Raw genomic sequence first — 21,182 nt, 5'->3', positions numbered from 1 at the left:
GCCTTCCAAGCCGAACAATCCGTGGGTGCGCAGCTCTGGCGACCTCCCCCGAGAACAACTCACCTTATCTGCGCACTCAACCATCCCAGCCGCTCCGAGCGGTCCGTGGGTGTGCAGCTCTGGCGGCCTCCCCCGAGAACAACCCACCCTATCTGCGCACCCAACCATCCCAGCCGCTCCGCAGCGTCCGTCAGTGTGCAGCTCTGGCGGCCTCCCCGAAGAACAACCCACCCTATCTGCGCACCCAACCATCCCAGCCGCTCCGCACCGGTCCGTAGGTGTGAGCTCTAGCCGCCTTCCAGGCCGAACGATCCGTGGGTGCGCAGCTCCGGCGGCCTCCCCCGAGAACTACTCACCCTATCTGCGCACCCACCACGCCATCGAGGAAGCAGGTCTCCCCCAGGCTCAGGATTTACTGGCTCCGCCGCCGCATAACGTTGGCCCCGAGACCGCGCAGGCTCTCCATAAACTGTTCGTATCCGCGGTCGATGTGGTCAACCCCGCGGACCTCCGTGGTTCCTTCAGCGGCCAGTCCCGCGATTACAAGGGCAGCTCCGGCCCGGATGTCATTGGCCTCGACCGGTGCGCCGGAAAGCCGGGGAACGCCCTGGATCAGCGCGTGGTGCCCGTCCAGCCGCACCACCGCCCCGAGCCTCGCCAGCTCGGAGGTGAAGCCCCAGCGGGCCTCGAACACGTTTTCAGTTACCATCCCGGACCCGGTGGAGACTGCGTTCAGCGCCACGACAAAGGGCTGCAGGTCCGTCGGGAAGCCGGGATACGGCAGGGTGGAGACATTGATCGGATCCGGGCGGGCCGGCCCTTTGACGCTGAACCCGTCCTGGGTCGTTTCGACGACGCAGCCAGCCTGGGCCAGTTTGTCCAGAACCACGGTCAGTGCCCGCGGATCCGCCTGCCGCACCTCAATGCTGCCGCCCGTGATGGCGGCGGCAAAGGCCCACGTCCCGGCTACGATCCGGTCAGGAACCACGCGGTGCTCGACCGGTTCAAGCTTCTCGACGCCTTCAATCACCAGTGTGTTGGTCCCTAGCCCGCTGATCTGCGCGCCCATGGCGCACAGCATTTCGGCGATATCAGTGATCTCCGGCTCGCGTGCGGCGTTATCGATTACCGTGGTGCCGCGCGCAAGCGTGGCGGCCATCATGATGTTCTCGGTCGCGCCGACCGAGGGGAAGTCCAGGATGTGGCGGGCACCCTGCAGGCCCTGGGGCACAGATGCCACCAGGTAGCCGTGGTCGATGGTGATCCGGGTGCCCATGGCCTCCAGGCCCGCCCGGTGCATATCCAGGCCGCGGGAGCCGATCGCGTCCCCGCCCGGCAGCGCGACTTCGGCACGTTTACAGCGGGCGACCAGCGGCCCCAGCACGGAAATCGAGGCGCGCATGGCACGCACCAGGTCGTAGTCGGCCTGGTGGCCGGGAACGGCTGGTACGTCGATCCGGACCTCGGCCTCGTCGGCGTCGTAATCCACTGCGCAGCCAAGTCGGCGCAGCAGCTCCGACATGATCCAGACATCCTGGATGTTGGGCACATTGGTGATGACAGAGCGTCCCTCAGCCAGCAGCGTCGCGGCCATCAATTTCAGAACGCTGTTCTTGGCCCCGGGGACCGTCACCGAGCCGTTCAGCGTAGAAGGACCCGTGACAACAATGACGTCTTCCATCCCTCCATATTAGGGCCGGTAAGCTCAGCCGCCCGCCTACCGGAGCGGGATACGCCGAAGGCGCAGGGAAGAAAATCCCTGCGCCTTCGTGGTCCGGTTTCGGCGGCTAGCGCCAGGTCCCGATACCGATCACGGGTCCAGCCTCCAGCCAGGAGGACAGGCCCGTGTAGACGTCATACTTCATGGCGATGAGCAGTTCCGCGCCTTCGTAGTCCAGCATCACTACCAGTGCCCCCGGCTGGATCCGGGCACGTTCAGCCTCAGTGGGCTGGCGCCATCCAGTGATCTGCAGGGAGCTCCGGAGGAAGCGGTACGGCGGGCGCGGACTCAGCGAGAGCAGCCGGAGCCATTCCAGATGAGTGTCCGTATAACGACAAACCCCCATCCGCCACCCGCCGGGCGGGAAGCAGATGGAGGCGTCAAAGGTACCCAAGGTACGCCGCAGCTGTGTGCGGCGTACCCAGAAAAGCGCAGTTGCCAGGACCAGCAGCGCGAACAGCGCCGCCAGACCAAGGAACACGTAGGTACTTTCCATTGGGAAGGGTCAGCGGGTCCCAGCGTTGGCTGCGTCGTTCATCTGCGCGTTATCCGCGACAATGACCACGCGGTTGCTGTCAACGGAGAAGAAACCGCCGTCGACCCCAACCGTGATCCGGCTGCCGGAGACCGGCTCGATGGCCAGTTCGCCTTCGGCCAGGATCGCCAGCACCGGAGAGTGGCCGGGAAGGATCCCGATCTCGCCATCAGCGGTGCGTGCCTTGACCATCTTCGCTGCGCCGGACCACACGAAGTGGTCCGCCGCAACAATTTCGACTTCGAGTTCAGCAGTTTCAGCCATGGGGCTTACTTCCCGGTCTGCTCTTGGATCTTCGCCCACTGACGCTCGACATCGTCCATGCCGCCGACGTTGAAGAACGCCTGCTCGGCGATGTGGTCAACGTCGCCGTCGCAGATGGCCTTGAAGCCTTCGATGGTGTCCTTGATGGAAACCGTCGAGCCTTCGACGCCGGTGAACTGCTTGGCGGTGTAGGTGTTCTGCGACAGGAACTGCTGGATGCGGCGTGCGCGTGCGACGACGATCTTGTCTTCTTCGCCCAGTTCGTCAATGCCAAGGATGGCAATGATGTCCTGCAGTTCCTTGTTCTTCTGGAGGATCTGCTTGACGCGGACGGCCGTGTCGTAGTGCAGCTGGCCGACGTACTGCGGGTCGAGGATTCGCGATGTCGAGGACAGCGGATCCACAGCCGGGTACAGGCCGCGGGATGCGATTTCACGGGAAAGTTCCGTGGTGGCATCCAGGTGCGCGAACGTGGTGGCCGGGGCCGGGTCAGTGTAGTCATCAGCCGGAACGTAGATGGCCTGCATCGACGTAATGGAGTGACCCTTGGTCGAGGTGATGCGCTCCTGCAGGAGGCCCATCTCATCGGCAAGGTTCGGCTGGTAACCCACGGCGGAAGGCATGCGGCCCAGCAGGGTCGACACCTCGGAACCGGCCTGGGTGAAGCGGAAGATGTTGTCAACGAAGAGCAGCACGTCCTGGTTCTGCACATCGCGGAAGTACTCCGCCATGGTCAGACCGGACAGGGCCACGCGAAGGCGCGTTCCCGGCGGTTCATCCATCTGGCCGAATACAAGGGCCGTGTCCTTCAGGACGCCGGCTTCTTCCATTTCAACCCAGAGGTCGTTGCCCTCACGGGTACGCTCGCCGACACCGGCGAACACGGACGTACCACCGAAGTTGCGGGCAACACGGGTGATCATTTCCTGGATCAGAACGGTCTTGCCAACACCGGCGCCGCCGAACAGGCCGATCTTTCCGCCCTTGATGTACGGGGTCAGAAGGTCGATGACCTTGATGCCGGTCTCCAGCATTTCGGTCGAGCCCTCAAGGTCCGCGAAGTTCGGGGCCTTGCGGTGGATCGGCCAGCGCTCGGTAATCTCGAGCTGGTCTGCCGGGACATCCAGCGGCTCACCGAGCACGTTGAAGATGTGACCCTTGACGCCGTCGCCGACGGGCACGGAGATGGGAGCACCGGTGTCGATAACGGCAGCACCGCGGACCAGTCCGTCGGTGGCCTGCAGGGAGATGGCGCGTACGAGGTTGTCGCCCAGGTGCTGCGAGGTCTCGAACGTGATGGTCTTGGTCTCACCGTTGAGCGTCAGCTCGGTGGTGAGCGCATTGTAAATGGTGGGGATTGCGTCCGCCGGGAATTCGACGTCGACAACCGGGCCAATGACACGGGCGATACGGCCTGTGGCGCCCGGTGCTACGGAGGTTGCTCCGTGCTCGGCAGTTTGGGCAGTCATCTCTCTCACTTCACTCAGTTAGATGGCGTGTGGGACTAAGTATTTTTGCGGTGGAACTCTTGTCCGGGACCTGCGGGCTAGGAAGCGCTGAGCGCGTCCGCACCTGCCACAATCTCGGAGAGTTCCTGGGTGATTTCAGCCTGGCGGGCGTTATTGCGAAGTCGCGTGTACTTCTTAATAAGGTCGGAGGCGTTGTCCCCGGCGGACTTCATGGCACGCTGGCGGGCTGCGAGCTCGGAAGCGGCGGCCTGGAGCATTGCTGCGAAGATGCGCGACTCGATGTAGCGCGGCAGCAGGGCATCAAGGACCTTCTCCGGCTCGGGCTCGTATTCGTAAAGAGGCAGGAGCTCAGTATCGGCGCCGTCTTCTTCATCGACTACTTCCAGCGGCAGGAGTCGGATGACTCCGGGTTCCTGGATAACCATGGACTTGAAGCGCGTGAATACGATGTGGATTTCGTCCACGCCGCCGTCTTCGTAGGCCGTGTTGAAGTCATCGAGGAGTGCTTTGCCGATTTCCCGGGCAGTTGCAAACTCGGGCGCATCCGTACCGCCGGTCCACACGCGCTCGTAAGCACGGTCGCGGAAGTCGTGGTACGCCTGGGCCTTGCGTCCTACCAGGTAGGTCTTGATTTCCTTGCCCTCTTCACGGAGCAATTCATTCAGTGATTCGCTCTGCTTCAGGACGCCTGCGGAGTACGACCCGGCAAGACCGCGGTCGGAAGTCATGATGACCACTGCCGCCCGGCGGATCTGCTCCGGTTCGGTCGTCAGCGGGTGATCGATCTCCGACTGGGACGCCACAGCAGAAACGGCACGGGTGATCGCGTTGGAATAAGGCAGCGCCGCGGCTACGCGGGTGCGGGCCTTTCCAATGCGAGAGGCAGCAATCAGCTCCATCGCCTTGAAGATCTTCTGCATCGACGTCGTCGAGGCGATCTTCTGGCGGTAGACCCGAATTTGGGCTCCCATACTTTTCCTTTCGGTTCCTAGTGTTTTGAACTAGGGGCTAAGGCAATGGCTAAGGTTCCGCGGCCGGCATTCACCGGCCGCGGAACCAGAAGCCGCTAGCGCTTCTGCTTGACGATCTTTTCCTGGTCGACTGCATCCCCGTCCAGAGCCGAAGCCTCTTCGTGGCCGGCGGAAACCATACGGTTAGTGCCTTCGCCGAAGAAGCCCTGCTTGAAGTCGGTGATAAGGGTCTTGAGTTCGTCCACCGTGGAGTCTTCGAGCTTGTTGGTCTCAGCCAGAACGGTGAGGACCTTCGAAGAGTGGCGGACGTGGTCAAGGAACTCGGCTTCGAAGCGGCGGACATCTTCCACCGGAACGTCGTCGAGGAAGCCGTTAGTACCGGCCCAGATGGAGACAACCTGGTCTTCAACCGGGAACGGCGCGTACTGGCCCTGCTTCAGCAGTTCCATCAGGCGTGCACCACGGGTGAGCTGCTGGCGGGAAGCCGCATCCAGATCCGAGGCGAACATGGCGAATGCCTGCATGTCGCGGTACTGGGCCAGTTCCAGCTTCAAAGTACCGGAAACCTTCTTCATGGCCTTCTGCTGTGCGGCACCGCCAACGCGGGAGACAGAGATACCGACGTCCACGGCGGGGCGCTGGTTGGCGTTGAAGAGGTCCGACTGCAGGAAGATCTGGCCGTCGGTGATGGAGATGACGTTGGTCGGAATGTATGCCGAAACGTCGTTTGCCTTGGTTTCGATGATCGGCAGGCCGGTCATCGAGCCTGCACCGAGCTCGTCGGAGAGCTTGGCGCAACGCTCCAGCAGGCGGGAGTGCAAGTAGAAGACGTCGCCCGGGTAGGCTTCGCGTCCCGGCGGGCGCCGCAGCAGCAGCGACACGGCACGGTAGGCTTCAGCCTGCTTCGAGAGATCATCAAAGATGATCAGGACGTGCTTGCCGCCGTACATCCAGTGCTGGCCGATGGCCGAGCCGGCGTACGGTGCCAGGTACTTGAAGCCTGCGGGGTCGGAAGCCGGGGAAGCCACGATAGTCGTGTATTCCATGGCGCCGGCGTCTTCAAGGGTCCGCTTGATCTCGGCGATCGTGGACGCCTTCTGGCCGATGGCTACGTAGATGCAGCGCACCTGCTTGTTGGTGTCGCCGGAGGCCCAGTTCGCGCGCTGGTTCAGGATGGTGTCGACGGCGAGAGCGGTCTTACCCGTCTTGCGGTCACCAATGATCAGCTGGCGCTGGCCGCGGCCGATCGGGATCATCGCGTCGATGGCCTTCAGACCGGTCTGAAGCGGTTCGTGAACCGACTTACGCTGGGTAACACCCGGCGCCTGGAGTTCCAGTGCACGGCGTGATTCAGCCTGGATCGGACCCATGTCATCCATGGGCTCGCCCAGGGGATCGACGACGCGGCCCAGGAAGGCATCCCCAACGGGGACGGACAGGACTTCACCGGTGCGGTGAACTTCCTGGCCTTCTTCGATGCCGCCAAAATCGCCAAGGACAACAACACCGATTTCACGGGTGTCGAGGTTCTGGGCCAGGCCCAGTGTGCCGTCCTCAAACCGAAGCAGCTCGTTTGCCATCACGGAGGGCAGGCCCTCCACACGGGCAATGCCGTCGCTGGCGGTGGTTACGCGGCCAACTTCAACGCGCTCTGCGTTTCCGGGTTCGTAGGACGCCGCAAATTCATTCAACGCATTACGGACGTCGTCGGCGTTGATGGTCAATTCGGCCATCTGCAGTCCCTGCTCTCCTATGTTGTGATCATCGCTTCGTGCCGATGACCTTCGATTGGTTCTCAAATGTTTCTCATGGCCGGCTTCAGCCACGAAGGTGGCTAAACCGCGAGCTTCCGGCGCAGTTCCGACAACCGGGTCAGCACGGTGGAGTCGACGACTTCATCGCCCACCGTAACCCGGATACCACCGACGATCGAGGGATCAACGGTTGCGTTGATCTTCAGCTCGCGGCGGTACAGGCTGTTCAGCGAAGCCTGCAGCCGGGCGCGCTGAGCGTCCGTCAAGGGGAGGCTGGTCCGCACCTCCGCGATCCACCGCTGCTGCCGTCCGGCAACCAGTTCCAGGAACCGGGTTACCAGGGCAGTGGGGCGAAGTCCGCGGGGAGCGTTGACAGCCTGCCGGATTAGCACCTGTGCTGCCTCGGACGCACCGGGTACCAGCTTCAGTGCCAGCGTTGCCTTGGCCTCCGCGTTTGCCTGCGGGTTGGACAGGGCGCGCTGCACCTCATGGTTCGATGCCACGGTCTCGTTGAAACGGAAGAGGTCACCCTCAAGTTCCTCGAGGCCGGCAGAACCCGGCCCCTTATTTTCCGCGACCGCGGAAACAACCGTTGCAGCCAGGGTTTCCAGAGCATCCCCAAGGTCGCGCGGTGCGCGCCAGCGGGATTCAACCAAAGAAGCAACAATCTGTTCGGCGTCGGCCGAAACCTTGCCGCCAACCAGTTTGGAGACCAGGGCTGCTTTCTCATGGCCTTCACGAGCCGGGTCAGTAAGGGCTCGAAGCAGGCCGGTCTGGCCGTCCAGCAGGCCAAGAATTCCAAAGAGTTCCTCGGCCAGGCCTAGGGTCGCGTGGGGAAGACGTGCTTCCAGCTGACCCTGGGCAGCGGCCAGCGACTCGCTCGATATACCTGCCATTACTGAACCGCACCTGCGTTCTGCGAGGTTTCCAGCTCATCCAGGAAACGGTCGACAACGCGTGCCGAGCGGGCATCATCGGCGAGGGACTCGCCAACAATCTTGCCTGCCAGTTCGGTTGCCAGGACGCCAACTTCGTTGCGGAGCGAGACAACTGCTGCCTGGCGCTCTGCTTCGATGGTGACCTGGGACTGTTCCAGGATGCGTGCTGACTCAGTGGCTGCCTTAGCCTTCAGGTCGGCGAGAATCTGAGCGCCTTCAGAGCGCGCTTCCTCACGGATCCGGTTAGCTTCGGTACGCGCGTCGATCAGCTGCTGCTTGTACTCGTCCAGGGCTGCACTGGCTTCCGCCTGTGCAGCCTCGGCCTTGGCAAGTCCGCCTTCGATGGCCTCGGTACGTTCTGCATACGTCTTCTCGAACATCGGGACGACGAACTTGACGACGATGAACATCAGCACAGCGAAGCCAAGCAGTGTTACCAGGATCTCCCAGATGTTTGGGATCAGAGGATTTGCGCTTTCTTCAGCGGCGAGGATTAGTGCCTCGTTCATTTCTCATCCGTCCTATCTACTTGGTGGGGGAAATACGCGCTGTTTACTTAAGGACGAACGCGAAAACCAGGCCAAGGATAGCGAGGGCTTCGGTCAGGGCCAGGCCCAGGAAGGCGATCGGCTGCAGCACACGCTGTGCCTCCGGCTGGCGTGCAACACCGTTGATGTAAGCAGCGAAGACGAGGCCCACGCCAATGGCGCCGCCGATGGCGGAGAGGCCGTAGCCGATGAGGTTCAGGGAACCGTTGATTTCACCAGTCATTTTGGGTTGTTCCTTTCAAGATGCCCGCAGGCAGGTTGTTGGTTCAGGGGGTTCCCCTGGGAAGGGGAGGTTTTAGTGTTCCGCAGCTGCGATGGAGCCTTGGATGTAGATCGCGGTCAGCAGCGTAAAGACGTAGGCCTGCAGGACCTGGATCAAAACTTCGAACAAGAACATGGCGACGCCGCCCACGAGGGTCAGTACACCGAGGGGCTTCAGCAGCCCTTCAGCCTGCAGCAGCAGGTATTCAGTGCCGGCAGCCGAGAGCATGATGATCAGGTGGCCGGACAGCATGGTCGCGAACAGACGAAGGCTGTGGGTGATTGGGCGGACCAGGAAGGTCGAGATGATTTCGATCAGGACTACCAGTGGCAGGATCGCGATCGGAACGCCGGAGGGGACGGTCGCGTACTTGAAGTACTTGATGCCGTGCTTCTTGATGCCCAGGATGATCCACGTGAAGTAGACAATGGCTGCCAGAGCGTAGGCCGTACCAACGTGCGACGTTGTCGGCAGCTGCGCGAGCGGAATACTGCCCCACAGGTTGTTCAGCAGGATGAAGAAGAACAGCGAGAACAGCAGCGGGGTGTAGGGACGGAAGTCCTTTTCACCGATGATGTCGCGACCGATCGAGTTGCGGACGAAGTTGTAGCTGAACTCGCCCAGGAACTGCAGCCGGCCCGGGACCATCTGGCCCTTGCGGGCGGCAACTATGAAGAACCAGCCGATAATGACGACGGAGAGAAGGATAAGCAGCATCTGCTTTCCAAACCCGTCACCGTACGGAGCGCCCCATGGAAAGATCTCAGGGAGGTGCATGTCTTCGAGGGTGGGAGGAACAAAACCCTCTTCATTGGCGGCGGGAAGCGCAAGCGCGATCAACGCGTTTCCTCTCTGCTGTGTCCATCGTTGGGCATTTCATTGGCGGCCGCATGTGGCATGCGGCCGTGTACTAAGTTTTGTGACATTGATGTCTCTAACCCTCATCCGGCCGTTTTCCGCCCTTGGGCGGTTGTGGCTTGGTGGAAGTGAGCCCGTGGGCGGCAGCTGTGTAATAACCGCTGACACCACCCAGGGCGATACCTGCAAATAAAATCCAGCGGGTCCCCAGAAGACTGTCCAGCCCCCACCCTATCAAACCCAGGGCAAGGATTCCGGACAAGACATATTGGAGGACCGCGAGCGACTTCTTGTTGGGCGTTTCAAACGCCGCGGGAACCTGGTCGGGTGCATTTTTCCTGGATTTAGGACTCACCGGAGATTCCTTTTCCTACATTGTCTGTATCTGCCGGGGCATCAGAAAAAATCAGCTGTCGGGTGCGGGAAAAAGTGAAGATCTCCGCGGCTTGCCACAGCACTACTGTGCCGATGGCGGTGAAGAAGAACCATTCGCCCTCAAGCCACTCTGGTTGTCCAACCAGCCACAGAATAACCGCGAAGCCGACGACTTTGACGGCATACGTAACGGCAAACATTCCGATGGCTCCGGACGGGTTTTTCCGCCCCACCACATGCCCTACCAGCAGGCTGATTCCGAAGAAGACCGCGACCAGTGCCCAGCCTGCCGCAACGCTGGCTGCTCCGGCGAGACCCGGGCCCAGGATGCCGGCTGCCGCGGCCGCGGCGGCTGCGGGAGCGCCGCTCCAGAGCAGGCATGCCCGCAGGATGCGCAGCCACGGGGCTTTTGTCGGTCCGGAAGCAATGATCCGTGAAGCGCGTGCGCCGTCTGCAGGGCTCATGGCTGGAGGATCATCCTTGTGCTTGGGAGAGGTAATTGGAGAGAAATCATGGTGTGGACGCATCACCGATCGTCGCGACGTTTGAATTCTACAGTACATAGAAGTGCCCCGTGACATCGTTCCTCCACGGTCGGTGGGCTCAGGCCCGGGTACCTGCCCGCAGCCGTGCAACAATGCGCGGCGAGGCCAGGTACAGACCTGCGACCACGGCGACGAAAGCGGTTCCCGCCGCTGTAACCGCCCAGCTCGAGCCGCCCGTGACGAGGCCGGTCGCTCCCACGGCAACCGTGCACAGTGTCACAAGTGAGGCTGATTGCACGTGGCTGAGCCCCGCATCGGTGAGGCGCTGGTAAACATGCTGGCGGTGGGCCGCGTACCAGCGTTCACCCCGCCAGATCCGGCGGATCAGAGTGGTGAAAGTGTCCAGGAGGTAGATGAGGATGGGGAACAGCAGGTACTCGACGTACACCCCGGCCAGGAAGGCCGCAACCGCCGTACCGGCGATCGAAGCACCCAGCAGGTAGCTTCCGACGTCGCCCATAAACACTGATCCGCGGCCCAGGTTCCAGGGCAGGAACGCGGCAAACGCCGCGGCAATGACGGCTCCAGCAGCCACCAGCCACACCTGTTCGGACAGGATGCCGCTCACGGCGTACAGGATGCCCACGGCCACGCCGTGCAGACCCGATATGCCATTTACGCCATCCATGAAGTTGGCCACGTTAATGTAGCCGGCGATCACCAGCGCCCCCACTGGCACCCACCAATAACTCTGGCCCAGCGCGGCCGCCAGCGCCGTTGTGCCGGCAACTCCGATCAGCAGCTGCAGCCCGAAGCGGACGCGGACGGACAGGCCACGGAAATCTTCGATCCACCCCAGGAGGGAGGCGGCGGCAATGACTATCACCAGGACCAGCAGCAGGGAGCGGTCCACGGCCACGTAGCCGGTCAGCAGCGCCGTACCCAGGCCCAGCAGGACGCCTGCGGCGACGGTGGCGCCCACACCCCGGATGACTACTTTGGTGTGCGAGGAACGCTCGTTGGGCACGTCCACGACGCCGAGGCGGCGCAGCAGCGGGATAAAGGCGAATGGCAGCAGCAGGCTGGCCAGGAAGGCGACCGCAACGGGCACGGCAAGAGCCATCAGCCGGTCCGCCGATCCTTCTGCCCGGTGGCCGCTGGCCCGTTATGGATATCGGCCAGGCGAAGCGCGGCTGTATCCGGCAGCGGGAAAAGCGCAGCAGCCGGGGCTCCAGCGGAATTCACCGCAGTGGCGCCGTCCGGGAAATCTTCGGGACCAAAACCGCAGCGGCGCAGCCAGTCTTCGGCGTCGAGGTCTTCCGGAGCCAGGACAGCGACTGAGGTGTGGGAGATTTTCGGGTGCAGCGGACGGGAATCATCTTCCCCGGTGCCAACCAAGACTTCGTGCAGCTTTTCTCCCTTGCGCAGCCCGGTGAAGACGATGTCGATGTCCTTGCCGGACATCGCGATCATCCGCTGGGCAACATCGAGGACCTTGACGGGCTCACCCATGTCCAGGATGAGGACCTCTCCCCCGCGCCCGATGGCGCCGGCCTGGATCACCAGCTGGCAGGCCTCGGGAATGGTCATGAAGAACCTGGTCACTTCGGCGTCCGTCACGGTGACCGGGCCGCCCTGGCGGATCTGTTCCGTGAACAGGGGCAGCATGGACCCCCGGCTGCCAATCACGTTGCCGAACCGCACGGACACAAACCGGCGTCCGCTGCGCCCGGCCATCCACGCGGTGAGCTTTTCCGCCACCCGCTTGGAATGGCCAAGCACGGTGGTGGGATTGGCGGCCTTGTCCGTGGAAATGTTCACGAAGTGGCTGACACCGGCCTTGTGGGCCGAGCGCAGAACGTTGGCTGTGCCCAGGACATTCGTCTTCCAGGCTTCCAGCGGGTACTGCTCCAGCAGGGAGACGTGCTTGAGCGCGGCAGCGTGGAATACGACGTCGGGGCGCCTTGAGGTGAAGACTTCATCCAGGGCGCGTGCATCGCGGATATCTGCCAGCACTGTGTCCCGGCCGTTCAGCAGTCCCTGGCCCGTGATCGAGAGCTGGGTGAGCTGCAGCCCGGTCTCATCCCGGTCCACCATGATCAGTTCTTCGGGCTCGAAGGCGGTGATCTGCCGGCAGAGCTCGGAGCCGATGGAACCGCCGGCGCCGGTGACCAGCACCTTCTTGCCCGTAAGGTAACCGGCAACTTCGTCGACGTGAATGTCCACGGGACGGCGGCCGATCAAGTCTTCGACCGCCACCTCCCGGAAGTCGGTCAGGCCGGCCCCGGCCCCCTTGGCGAGCATGTCCCGCAGCGGCGGGAGCACCAGTACCCGTAGCTCCAGGTCCTTTACACGGTCCGAAATGTCCCGCATCTGCCGGGCATCGACGTCGGCAATCGCGATGATCAGGACGCTGGCACGCGTGCGCTGCACCAGCTCCGGCAGGTCCTCCAGCATGCCGACCACCGGCACCGTGCCGAGCCGCAGATGCTTCTTGGACGGATCATCGTCGATCAGCCCAACCGGGAAATAGGGGGATTCCGGATCGTTCATCATCCGGGTAACCAGCGAGTTGCCCAGGAAGCCGGCGCCGTAAATCAGGGTGCGCTGCGCCTCGTCGCCGGGGCGGGCCTTGCTCTCCACGTACATGCGCTTCATGTAGCGGATAGCCGCCATAAACAGGCAGGCAAACGGGAAGGCCAGGACCCCGGTACTGCGGGGAATGTCGATGGCCAGGCCGAAAAGCGCACTGACGAGGACCAGGATTGCGGAGACCACTATGGTGACTACGGCCAGCAGCCGCATCTCGTGGAAGCTGCCAAAACTGTATCGGCCCCGGTAGAGGGCAAAGGAATAGCCCACCAGCAGCTGCGTTACCACCGCCACGCCGCAGAAAACTGCAAGGCCGGCCACATTGATCTGGTCCACGGTGAGCTCGTAGCGCAGGATCAGCGCCAGGGCGATGGCCACCACCCAGGCCAGCGAGTCCAGCACGTATTGGGACCAGAGCCAGTAGGCCGGCTTCTCGTCCCGTACCGGGTTGGTTCTGTGCCTGCTTGAATCGTTCATAGTCCTCAACGGGTTGGCACCCGGTTCGTGTCTAGGCTGTAGGGGTCCTGCAGTGTTATGCGCACCGAAGTGCGGTGTGCACCGCTGCTCCGCGCGAACGGAAGTGCGGAACACGGAAGTGCGGTGATTCCGGTGTAATAGACTGGAATCTATTCAGCATACTAACTGCATGCCCCTTTCGGTCCGGCAACGCCAGCGCATCAGGGGGCCTTCGAAAGGATCATCTTGCCGGATTCAGTGGCCGTGGCAGCGGTAACGTTCGACCGCCCCGATGACGTCAAGACACTTCTTGGGGCCCTGGCGGCGCAAACTGCCACCGTCTCCTCCGTGGCCCTGGTGGACTCGGGAAAGAGCCCCGTCCAGGATATCGCCGAAGCCTCCGCGGCACCTGTTACGTACGTTCGCTCGGAAACGAACCTCGGCGGCGCCGGCGGGTTCTCCCTGGCCATCCTGACAGCCATCGCCTCAGGTGCGGACTGGATCTGGATCATGGATGACGACGCACATCCCGAGGATCCGGAATGCCTTCAGGCCCTGATCGATGGCGCCAACGAACGGAACCTCGACGTCATCCTGCCGTTGGTTGTCGCGCCCGGCCGGCCGGACACCCTGTCCTTCCACTTCCGGATCGATGGCCGGCTCACCCACAACCGCGCCGAGGTCGCCAAGGCCGGTTTCCTCCCCGGCGTCGGGCATTTCTTCAACGGAGCGCTGATCCGCCGCGACGTTTTCTTCCGTGTCGGCCTTCCGGACCTGCGCCTGTTCATCCGCGGTGATGAGACCGATTTTATGATTCGCCTGCGCAAGGCAGGGATTCCGTTCGGCACGCTGACTTCCGTAGCCCTGAGCCACCCGGCCGCATGGTCCGAGGTCAACGAAATCCTGGGCGGGCGCCTGCATGTGCTGGTACCCGACACCGAGTTCAAGCGCTTTTATTTCTTCCGCAACCGCGGACACCTGACCTGGAAGCACAAGCGCCTGCGTTCGTTGGCCGCTGACGCCGTCGGTTACCCCATCCACTTTGCCCGTACCCGGGACCTTCGCGGGTTCCGTGCCTGGCTGCGCGCGTACGTGGGCGGCGCCCGCGGCACACTGTTTGGTCCGCCGTCGGATTTGGGGTTCTAGCGTGCCTTCAGGCGCTCCGGCTCCAGGAGCAGGCATCGATGGACTGACCCTGGTCATCGTCACCTTCAACCGGTCCGGTTACCTGCGCGGCCTGCTTCAGTCGGTCGCTGCCCTGGACCCGGCCCCTGAGCACATTGTGGTGGTGGATAACGCCAGCACGGATGACACTGCCGCGGTCCTGGCGGGAATTCAGCCGGGTTTCCCAGTTCCGCTCAGTGTTGAACGCCTCACGAAAAACACCGGTGGATCCGGCGGATTCGCCGCAGGCGTCCGCCGGGCCCTGGGCGACGGCGCGAAGTGGCTGTGGCTGATGGACGACGACGTCGAGGTCCTTCCCGGAGCTGTCTCCGCCCTGGCGAAATGGACGGGGAAGTATGACTGCATCCACGGCCGCCGGCTCGACGAGACCGGCAAGCCGTTCTTCTGGCAGCACCGGTTCCTGCCGGCCCTTGGTATCCATGTGCCGGTCCGCGGCGATGTGTTCCGCAACAGCCCGGTTTTCGCCACCAACGTCGGCTGCTTCGAAGGCATGCTCGTCAGTGCCGGCGTGGTCCGGGCTATCGGCCTGCCCGATTCCCGGTTCTTCATCAACGGCGATGACGAGATGTACGGCTGGCTCGCTTCCCTGCAGCACGAAGTTGTCTACGTCAACGACTTCGTCCTCCAAAAGGTCCGCCCACAAAAGCAGATCGACCTCGGAATCCGGCACCTGAACGATTCCAGTGACCTCAGCAGGTTCTGTGCCATGCGCAACCGGGGGCACACCGCCGGGTATCTGCGGGTCCACGGCCGGTTTAACCCAGTCGGCTTCGCAGCCGGCACCGCGCTAACTGCAGCCAAGGAAATCCTGCGGCTGCTCGCCGTCGAACACAGTCTGCGCGGAGCCGGCAGCCTGTGGCGGGGCTGGCGGGAATCCCGCCGCATCCTGGGCGACAAAAACTGGCAGCCCATGTCCCCGCTAGGTACCGGCAGCGTCCAGGACAACGCGGCAACGCCACCTCCAGCAGAGTAGGACCTTTCCTTGAACAGCATCCCCTCCCCTCCTGAGCAGGTCTGGGCTGTCCTAGGTGCCACCGGCTTCATTGGCAGCGCCCTGGAAAAGGCACTGCACGACGCCGGGATCACCGTCCGCTGCCTCAAGGCACCCCGGCTCAGCGCCCGTTCGACCGACGCTGCCGGTATCCTCGCCGAGGCCGAAGGCCTCACCACCGAGCGGGCGGCTCTTGCGCAGGCCCTGTCCGGGGCCGGTGTCCTAATCAACGCAGCCGGACTCGCCACGCCGTCGGACGGGGATTCCGCGGAACTGCGCGGAGCAAACGCCTTGCTGCCGGTGCTGGTGGCCGGCGCAGCCGATGATGCGGGCGTCCGCCGGTTCATCCATCTCAGCAGTGCTTCTGTCCAGGGTCACAGGCCCTTCCTGGACGAGAGCACATATACGCAGCCGTTCTCTGCCTACTCCCGGTCCAAGGCCCTGGGCGAGCTGACACTGGCAGCGCGTACTCCCGGGCCGTGTTCCGTGGTAGCCATCCGCGCCACGTCAGTGCAGGGCGCGGCCCGGAAAACCACGGCCAGCCTGGTACGGATCGCAGCTTCTCCGCTGGCGTCAGTCGCCGGCCGGGGCGATGCGCCCAGCCCGGTCAGCTCCGTTGACGCGCTAACCAGCTTTGTACTGGCGGTTGGACGGCATCAGGGCGAGGTGCCGCCCATCATCCTCCAGCCGTGGGAAGGCGCAACTGTCTCCAGTGTCCTGCGCGCTGCCGGCGGCCGGTCACCGCTGCGGCTGCCGTCCTGGCTCTGCCGGGGCACGCTGAAGGCCGGATACGCTGTCTCTTCCCTGCTTGGCGAACGCCTTCACGGGCCGCTGCGCCGGGTGGAGATGATGTGGTTCGGCCAGCGGCAGGAGCCGGGCTGGGCAGAAGCCACCGGCAACGTTCCCGCCCCGCGCGTGGAGCAGGTCCTTCGCGGCGCACGCAGCGCCCACGCCTGAAGGCTGCGGGAAGGCTAGCGCGCCTGGTCGTGGACGGGGTCCGGGGCGTCGAGGTCCTCGCTGCCCGTCCCTCCAGCACCGGCTACGCCGCTCACGGGAGCAGCTGAGTCCGCACCGGCAACCGAGGTGTCCTCGCTGGCTTTTTCTTCCGCGTCGCCGGCAGTGCCGGCAGTGTCGGCAGCCGCAGGAGCAGCCGGTTCTTCGCCAATTCCAAGCACTGACGGCACCACGGCACGCAGTTCGTCCAGGCTGACGGCCCCTACGCGCACGACCCGCAGCGGGACCTGTGTCGCGTCAACGATCGTCGAAGGAACCCCGTCGCTGCCCTCCTGCGGCCGGGGACCGGCTTCCAGGTAAACCTCCACGGACTCAGCCAGCTGGGCCTGGGCCTCAGCGGCCGTCTGGGCGGCCGGGTTGCCGGTTCGGTTAGCGGAAGAGACAGCCATCGGACCGGTAAGGGCCAGCAGGTCCAAGGCAATCTCATCGTCGGGCATACGCAGCGCAACGGTGCCCTTGGTATCGCCAAGATCCCAGGTCAGGGATGGCTGCGCATGGAAAATCAGGGTCAGTCCCCCGGGCCAGAAGGCCTCAGCCAGGGCCCGGGCTTCCGGGGTGATATCGATGGCCAGTCCATCCATGGTCTGCAGGCGCGGCACCAGCACGGGCGGCGGCATGGAACGCCCGCGCCCCTTAGCGGCCAGGAGCGTGGCAACGGCCTGCGGGGAAAACGCGTCAGCGCCGATGCCGTAAACCGTGTCGGTGGGCAGCACGATGCACTGCCGGTTAGCGATGGCCTGCTGGGCGCGGGCCAGGCCTGCGCTGCGGGTTTCAGGGTCTGTGCAGTCAAAGCTGGTAGTCACGGCACTATTCTTTCACGTTGCTCTGCGAACGGGCGGCAACCGCTGTACGCACCGCTGAGGTGGCCCGCGGGCGGTCGTTCAGGTCATTGTGGGAGGTGACGGCTTCCCAGGCCGGGTCGGTGGCCAGGCGGGCGGCCACGGCTTTGGCCTGCACCTCGGCGTGTTCCATCACAAAGTAGCCGCCGGGAAGCAGTAGCCGGGAAGCGGTCCGGGCGGCGGCGTCGGGCAGTTCCATGCCGTCCGCTCCCCCGCCGTAGAGCGCCATCGACGGATCATGCTCGGCAGCTTCGGGTTCGTTGGGAACGGCCCCGGCTGGAATGTAGGGCGGGTTGGAGACAACGACGTCGAACGTTCCGTTATGGCCGGGCAGTGCCGTCCGCAGATCGCCCTCAAGGACGGTGACGCCCAGCGGGTCCAGGTTCTTCCGCGCCCAGGCCAGGGCCAGCGGGCTCAGTTCCACCGCATAGACCTCGGAGCCGGCGGCCTCAGTGGCCACCGAGGCCGCGATGGCCCCCGAACCGGTGCCCAGGTCCACGACCTTTGCACCCTCCGGGACCAGCCGCGCCCGGTCGATGGCCAGCTGCGCAACCGTTTCGGTTTCCGGCCGCGGCACAAAGACCCCCGGCCCCACGGCAAGTTCGAGCCGGCGGAAATGTGCCCTGCCGGTGAGATGCTGCAGCGGAGTCCGCCGGGCCCGTTCGGCGACCAGCTCGGCATAGCCCTCGGGTGCCGCAGCATCCGTGAAGGCAAGGGCCCGCACCCGCCCCACGCTCTCCCGGAGCAGGTGGGCGGCCAGCAGCTCGGCGTCGACACGCGGACTCGGCACGCCGGCGGCGGCGAGTTCCGCCGCCGCTTCGCGCAGTGCCTTCTCGAGGGAGGAAGCCGGCATACCCGGGACTAGCCTTCGTCGCCGATGGCGTCCAGCCGGGCCCGCTCATCCATTTCGATGGCAGCCTGGACCACGGCCTCGAGGTCGCCGTTCATCACGGTGTCCAGGTTGTAGGCCTTGTAGCCCGTCCGGTGGTCAACAATCCGGTTTTCCGGGTAGTTGTAGGTGCGGATGCGTTCGGACCGGTCCATGGTGCGGATCTGCGACTTGCGGATATCCGAGTTGGCGGCGTCGATCTCCGCCTGCTGGTGGGCCAGGATCCGTGAGCGGAGCACGCGCATGGCCGCTTCACGGTTCTGCAGCTGGGATTTCTCATTCTGCATGGCGACCACGATTCCGGTGGGAAGGTGGGTGATGCGCACCGCGGAGTCGGTCGTGTTCACGGACTGTCCGCCCGGCCCGGAGGACCGGTATACGTCGATCTTCAGGTCATTCTGGTTGAGCTCGACTTCTTCCGGCTCATCCACTTCCGGCAGCACCAGCACACCGGCGGCCGAGGTGTGGATCCGGCCCTGGGATTCGGTCACGGGGACACGCTGCACCCGGTGCACGCCGCCTTCATACTTCAGGCGGGCATAAACGCCTTCAGCCGGGTCGTTCGAGGAACCCTTGATGGCCATGGACACGTCCTTGTAGCCGCCCAGGTCCGATTCCGTGGCCGAGATGATCTCGGTGCGCCAGCCGCGGGTCTCCGCGTAGCGGGTGTACATACGCAGCAGGTCGCCGGCGAAGAGCGCAGCCTCGTCGCCGCCTTCGCCGCCCTTGACCTCGATGATGACGTCTCGGCCGTCGTTGGGATCCCGCGGGATGAGCAGGCGGCGCAGCTTCTCCTGCGCTTCCGCGAGCTGGTCCTTCAGCACAGGAACCTCGGCGGCAAATTCGGGGTCCTCGGCGGCCATCTCCTGGGCCGCGGCGAGGTCGTCTTCCAGTCCGTGCCAGGTGTTGTAGGCGTCGACGATCCGGCTCAGCTCGGCGTAGCGGCGGCCCAGGCGGCGGGCCAGGCCCTGGTCCGCGTGGACGGCGGGATCCGAAAGCCGCATCTGGAGCTCGGCGTGTTCATCCAGCAGTCCCTGTATGGACTCAAACATTGTTTTTCCAATCCTTCTTCACGCCGTGGGTCCGCCTGCGGAGGGTTCGGCGTTGCTGACTTATTACCATTCTCGCCCGGGCAGCTGCCCGCTGGTTAACCGCCAAGCCGCCCAGGCCCCTTAACCCTCCGAAGAGGGCAAAGGGGCATGAGCGGCTAGGTTAGGGCGCTAATCGTTCTTGTTGCCGAGCGTGGTCTTCTGGACCTGCATCAGGAACTCGACGTTGGACTGGGTTTCCTTGATCTTGTTGGTCAGGAGCTCCAGTGCCTGCTGAGTGTCCAGGCCCGAAAGGACGCGGCGCAGCTTCCACATGATCTTGACCTCGTCCGGGGACAGGAGGTTCTCTTCACGGCGGGTACCGGACGCATTGACGTCCACTGCCGGGAAGATGCGCTTGTCCGCAAGGTTGCGAGACAAGCGCAGTTCCATGTTGCCGGTGCCCTTGAACTCTTCGAAAATGACCTCGTCCATCTTGGATCCGGTCTCGACGAGCGCGGTGGCCAGGATGGTCAGCGAGCCGCCGTTTTCGATGTTGCGGGCTGCACCGAAGAAACGCTTCGGCGGGTACAGCGCGGAGGAATCCACGCCACCGGAGAGGATACGGCCCGACGCCGGAGCGGCCAGGTTGTAGGCGCGGCCCAGACGGGTCATGGAGTCCAGGAGGACCACGACGTCGTTGCCCATTTCCACGAGGCGCTTGGCCCGCTCGATGGCGAGTTCGGCCACGGTGGTGTGGTCATCGGCCGGACGGTCGAAGGTCGAGGCAATGACCTCGCCCTTGACGGTGCGCTGCATGTCGGTGACTTCTTCGGGACGTTCGTCCACGAGGACCATCATCAGGTGCACTTCGGGGTTGTTGATGGTGATCGCGTTGGCGATTGCCTGCAGGATCAGCGTCTTGCCTGCCTTCGGCGGGGAGACGATCAGGCCGCGCTGGCCCTTGCCGATCGGCGCGACGAGGTCGATCACGCGGGGGCCGATCACCTTCGCGGAGGTCTCCAGGCGCAGGCGCTCCGAGGGGTAGAGCGGAACCAGCTTGGAGAACTCCACGCGGTCCTTGTTGTCCTCGGCCGGCTTGCCGTTGACGGAGGTCAGGCGGACCAGGGCGTTGAACTTCTGGCGCTGGCTGCTGCCCTGGTTCTCACCGTCACGCGGGGCACGGATCGCGCCGACAACGGCGTCGCCCTTGCGCAGGTTGTACTTCTTGACCTGGGCAAGCGAGACGTAAACGTCGTTCGGGCCCGGCAGGTAACCGGAGGTACGGACGAACGCGTAGTTCTCCAGCACGTCCAGGATGCCGGCAACGGGCAGCAGGACATCGTCCTCGGTAACCTCTACGTCGTCGACGTCCGGGTTGCGGTCGCGGCTGCGGCGGCGCTCGTTACGGTCGCGGAACCGGTCATTACGGTCGTTGCGCTCGTTACGGTCATTGCGGTTGCGGTTGCGGCGGTTGCGTCCGCTGCGGCTGTTGTCATCACCGTCGGAATCGCGGTTGCTGTCGCGGTCGTTCCGGTTGCTGTTCTCGCGGTTGCTGTCGCGGTCGTTCCGGTTGTTGTCCCGGTCGTTGCGGCTGCCATTGTTCTCGCGGTTGCTGTCCCGGTCGTTCCGGTTGCCGTCGCGGTCGTTGCGGCTGCCGTTGTTCTCGCGGTTGCTGTCCCGGTCGTTACGGTTGCCGTCGCGGTCATTACGGTTGCGGCTGCGGCCCTGGCGCTCGGAGCGGTCGTCCTCGCGGGAGCCGGCAGGTGAGTCCTGGGCAGCTTCCTGGCCATTGTTTTCAGCAGCGTTGTCTTCACTGCCGTTTTCGCCGTCGTTGCGGCGGTTGCGGCGGTTACGGCCACGCTCACGCTGGCCTTCGTCCCTGCCATTCTCAGTGGCCGGCGCTGCAGCAGCCGCCGGAGCCTCTGCCTGCGGGGCTTCTGCGGCCTCGCTGCTGGCCGCCGGAGAGACGACGCCGTCGCTCGCAGCGCGGCGGTTGCGGTTGCGGG

General features: G+C 64.1%; 20 protein-coding genes. 3 read left to right on the top strand and 17 right to left on the bottom strand.

Features of this window, described 5'->3' with window-relative positions:
• Positions 1-412: 412 nt before the first annotated feature.
• From murA to RTN46_RS11970, 13 genes are all read right to left on the bottom strand, one after another.
• Positions 413-1,681 carry a UDP-N-acetylglucosamine 1-carboxyvinyltransferase gene (gene murA / locus RTN46_RS12030; protein WP_312181673.1) on the bottom strand — a complete coding sequence of 423 codons (1,269 nt, stop codon included), beginning with the start codon at positions 1,679-1,681 and terminating at the stop codon, positions 413-415.
• A 106-nt stretch (positions 1,682-1,787) separates the two neighbouring features.
• Entirely contained in the window at positions 1,788-2,216 is a 429-nt protein-coding gene (locus RTN46_RS12025; RefSeq protein ID WP_312181672.1) for a DUF2550 domain-containing protein, read from the bottom strand.
• A 9-nt stretch (positions 2,217-2,225) separates the two neighbouring features.
• Positions 2,226-2,519: a F0F1 ATP synthase subunit epsilon gene (locus RTN46_RS12020; protein ID WP_312181671.1), complete on the bottom strand. Its 294-nt coding sequence runs from the start codon at positions 2,517-2,519 to the stop codon at positions 2,226-2,228.
• Positions 2,520-2,524: 5 nt separating this feature from the next.
• Positions 2,525-3,988 carry a F0F1 ATP synthase subunit beta gene (atpD, locus tag RTN46_RS12015; protein WP_312181669.1) on the bottom strand — a complete coding sequence of 488 codons (1,464 nt, stop codon included), beginning with the start codon at positions 3,986-3,988 and terminating at the stop codon, positions 2,525-2,527.
• A gap of 77 nt (positions 3,989-4,065) precedes the next feature.
• The gene (locus tag RTN46_RS12010) at positions 4,066-4,959 is read right to left on the bottom strand and encodes a F0F1 ATP synthase subunit gamma (RefSeq protein WP_312181668.1); all 894 of its coding nucleotides are present in this window, start codon (positions 4,957-4,959) and stop codon (positions 4,066-4,068) included.
• A 95-nt stretch (positions 4,960-5,054) separates the two neighbouring features.
• Positions 5,055-6,692, bottom strand: a complete 1,638-nt coding sequence (atpA, locus tag RTN46_RS12005) for a F0F1 ATP synthase subunit alpha (RefSeq protein WP_312181667.1) — start codon at positions 6,690-6,692, stop codon at positions 5,055-5,057.
• A gap of 101 nt (positions 6,693-6,793) precedes the next feature.
• Positions 6,794-7,609, bottom strand: coding sequence for a F0F1 ATP synthase subunit delta (locus RTN46_RS12000; protein ID WP_312181666.1), 816 nt, complete (start codon positions 7,607-7,609; stop codon positions 6,794-6,796).
• Complete coding sequence (locus RTN46_RS11995) at positions 7,609-8,160, bottom strand: F0F1 ATP synthase subunit B (protein ID WP_312181664.1); 552 nt, start codon at positions 8,158-8,160, stop codon at positions 7,609-7,611. The genes RTN46_RS12000 and RTN46_RS11995 overlap by 1 nt, the downstream gene beginning before the upstream one ends.
• Before the next feature lie 43 nt (positions 8,161-8,203).
• On the bottom strand, positions 8,204-8,422 hold the full coding sequence (gene atpE, locus RTN46_RS11990) for an ATP synthase F0 subunit C (RefSeq protein WP_312181662.1): 219 nt from the start codon (positions 8,420-8,422) through the stop codon (positions 8,204-8,206).
• A gap of 72 nt (positions 8,423-8,494) precedes the next feature.
• Complete coding sequence (gene atpB / locus RTN46_RS11985; RefSeq protein ID WP_312181661.1) at positions 8,495-9,301, bottom strand: F0F1 ATP synthase subunit A; 807 nt, start codon at positions 9,299-9,301, stop codon at positions 8,495-8,497.
• Positions 9,302-9,663: 362 nt separating this feature from the next.
• Positions 9,664-10,158 carry a hypothetical protein gene (locus tag RTN46_RS11980; RefSeq protein ID WP_312181660.1) on the bottom strand — a complete coding sequence of 165 codons (495 nt, stop codon included), beginning with the start codon at positions 10,156-10,158 and terminating at the stop codon, positions 9,664-9,666.
• Positions 10,159-10,297: 139 nt separating this feature from the next.
• Positions 10,298-11,302: a UDP-phosphate glycosyltransferase gene (locus tag RTN46_RS11975; RefSeq protein ID WP_312181658.1), complete on the bottom strand. Its 1,005-nt coding sequence runs from the start codon at positions 11,300-11,302 to the stop codon at positions 10,298-10,300.
• Positions 11,302-13,248, bottom strand: a complete 1,947-nt coding sequence (locus tag RTN46_RS11970; protein ID WP_312181657.1) for a nucleoside-diphosphate sugar epimerase/dehydratase — start codon at positions 13,246-13,248, stop codon at positions 11,302-11,304. The genes RTN46_RS11975 and RTN46_RS11970 overlap by 1 nt, the downstream gene beginning before the upstream one ends.
• Before the next feature lie 225 nt (positions 13,249-13,473).
• Here RTN46_RS11970 and RTN46_RS11965 point away from each other — a divergent pair, with 225 nt between their 5' ends.
• From RTN46_RS11965 to RTN46_RS11955, 3 genes are read left to right on the top strand one after another with little or no spacing between them, the layout of a single operon-like run.
• Positions 13,474-14,373 (top strand): glycosyltransferase, encoded by a 900-nt coding sequence (locus tag RTN46_RS11965; RefSeq protein ID WP_312181656.1) that lies wholly within the window; start codon positions 13,474-13,476, stop codon positions 14,371-14,373.
• Position 14,374: 1 nt separating this feature from the next.
• On the top strand, positions 14,375-15,385 hold the full coding sequence (locus RTN46_RS11960) for a glycosyltransferase (RefSeq protein WP_312181654.1): 1,011 nt from the start codon (positions 14,375-14,377) through the stop codon (positions 15,383-15,385).
• 9 nt (positions 15,386-15,394) lie between these two features.
• Positions 15,395-16,360, top strand: a complete 966-nt coding sequence (locus tag RTN46_RS11955) for an NAD-dependent epimerase/dehydratase family protein (protein ID WP_312181652.1) — start codon at positions 15,395-15,397, stop codon at positions 16,358-16,360.
• Positions 16,361-16,374: 14 nt separating this feature from the next.
• On the opposite strand, the gene RTN46_RS11950 is transcribed toward RTN46_RS11955, so the two are convergent.
• From RTN46_RS11950 to rho, 4 genes are all read right to left on the bottom strand, one after another.
• Positions 16,375-17,220 carry an L-threonylcarbamoyladenylate synthase gene (locus RTN46_RS11950; protein ID WP_312181650.1) on the bottom strand — a complete coding sequence of 282 codons (846 nt, stop codon included), beginning with the start codon at positions 17,218-17,220 and terminating at the stop codon, positions 16,375-16,377.
• Between the two features lie 4 nt (positions 17,221-17,224).
• Positions 17,225-18,109, bottom strand: a complete 885-nt coding sequence (gene prmC, locus RTN46_RS11945; protein ID WP_312181648.1) for a peptide chain release factor N(5)-glutamine methyltransferase — start codon at positions 18,107-18,109, stop codon at positions 17,225-17,227.
• Between the two features lie 8 nt (positions 18,110-18,117).
• The gene (gene prfA / locus RTN46_RS11940; RefSeq protein WP_312181645.1) at positions 18,118-19,197 is read right to left on the bottom strand and encodes a peptide chain release factor 1; all 1,080 of its coding nucleotides are present in this window, start codon (positions 19,195-19,197) and stop codon (positions 18,118-18,120) included.
• A gap of 168 nt (positions 19,198-19,365) precedes the next feature.
• Positions 19,366-21,182: transcription termination factor Rho (rho, locus tag RTN46_RS11935; protein WP_312181643.1), on the bottom strand; the 1,817-nt coding region annotated here is incomplete at its 5' end.

Source organism: Arthrobacter sp., from assembly GCF_031988865.1.
Classification (GTDB): Bacteria; Actinomycetota; Actinomycetes; order Actinomycetales; family Micrococcaceae; genus Arthrobacter_B.
Note: the sequence above shows the minus strand (reverse complement) of the source record. Positions and strands in the feature narration are given on the sequence as shown.

Coding starts and splice junctions, on each gene's coding strand:
- RTN46_RS11970 (WP_312181657.1), bottom strand. CDS start 13,248: ATGAACGATTCAAGCAGGCACAGAACCAACCCGGTACGGGACGAGAAG.
- atpD (WP_312181669.1), bottom strand. CDS start 3,988: ATGACTGCCCAAACTGCCGAGCACGGAGCAACCTCCGTAGCACCGGGC.
- RTN46_RS12000 (WP_312181666.1), bottom strand. CDS start 7,609: ATGGCAGGTATATCGAGCGAGTCGCTGGCCGCTGCCCAGGGTCAGCTG.
- RTN46_RS11995 (WP_312181664.1), bottom strand. CDS start 8,160: ATGAACGAGGCACTAATCCTCGCCGCTGAAGAAAGCGCAAATCCTCTG.
- RTN46_RS12010 (WP_312181668.1), bottom strand. CDS start 4,959: ATGGGAGCCCAAATTCGGGTCTACCGCCAGAAGATCGCCTCGACGACG.
- atpE (WP_312181662.1), bottom strand. CDS start 8,422: ATGACTGGTGAAATCAACGGTTCCCTGAACCTCATCGGCTACGGCCTC.
- RTN46_RS11980 (WP_312181660.1), bottom strand. CDS start 10,158: ATGAGCCCTGCAGACGGCGCACGCGCTTCACGGATCATTGCTTCCGGA.
- RTN46_RS12025 (WP_312181672.1), bottom strand. CDS start 2,216: ATGGAAAGTACCTACGTGTTCCTTGGTCTGGCGGCGCTGTTCGCGCTG.
- atpA (WP_312181667.1), bottom strand. CDS start 6,692: ATGGCCGAATTGACCATCAACGCCGACGACGTCCGTAATGCGTTGAAT.
- murA (WP_312181673.1), bottom strand. CDS start 1,681: ATGGAAGACGTCATTGTTGTCACGGGTCCTTCTACGCTGAACGGCTCG.
- RTN46_RS12020 (WP_312181671.1), bottom strand. CDS start 2,519: ATGGCTGAAACTGCTGAACTCGAAGTCGAAATTGTTGCGGCGGACCAC.
- prfA (WP_312181645.1), bottom strand. CDS start 19,197: ATGTTTGAGTCCATACAGGGACTGCTGGATGAACACGCCGAGCTCCAG.
- RTN46_RS11975 (WP_312181658.1), bottom strand. CDS start 11,302: ATGGCTCTTGCCGTGCCCGTTGCGGTCGCCTTCCTGGCCAGCCTGCTG.
- prmC (WP_312181648.1), bottom strand. CDS start 18,109: ATGCCGGCTTCCTCCCTCGAGAAGGCACTGCGCGAAGCGGCGGCGGAA.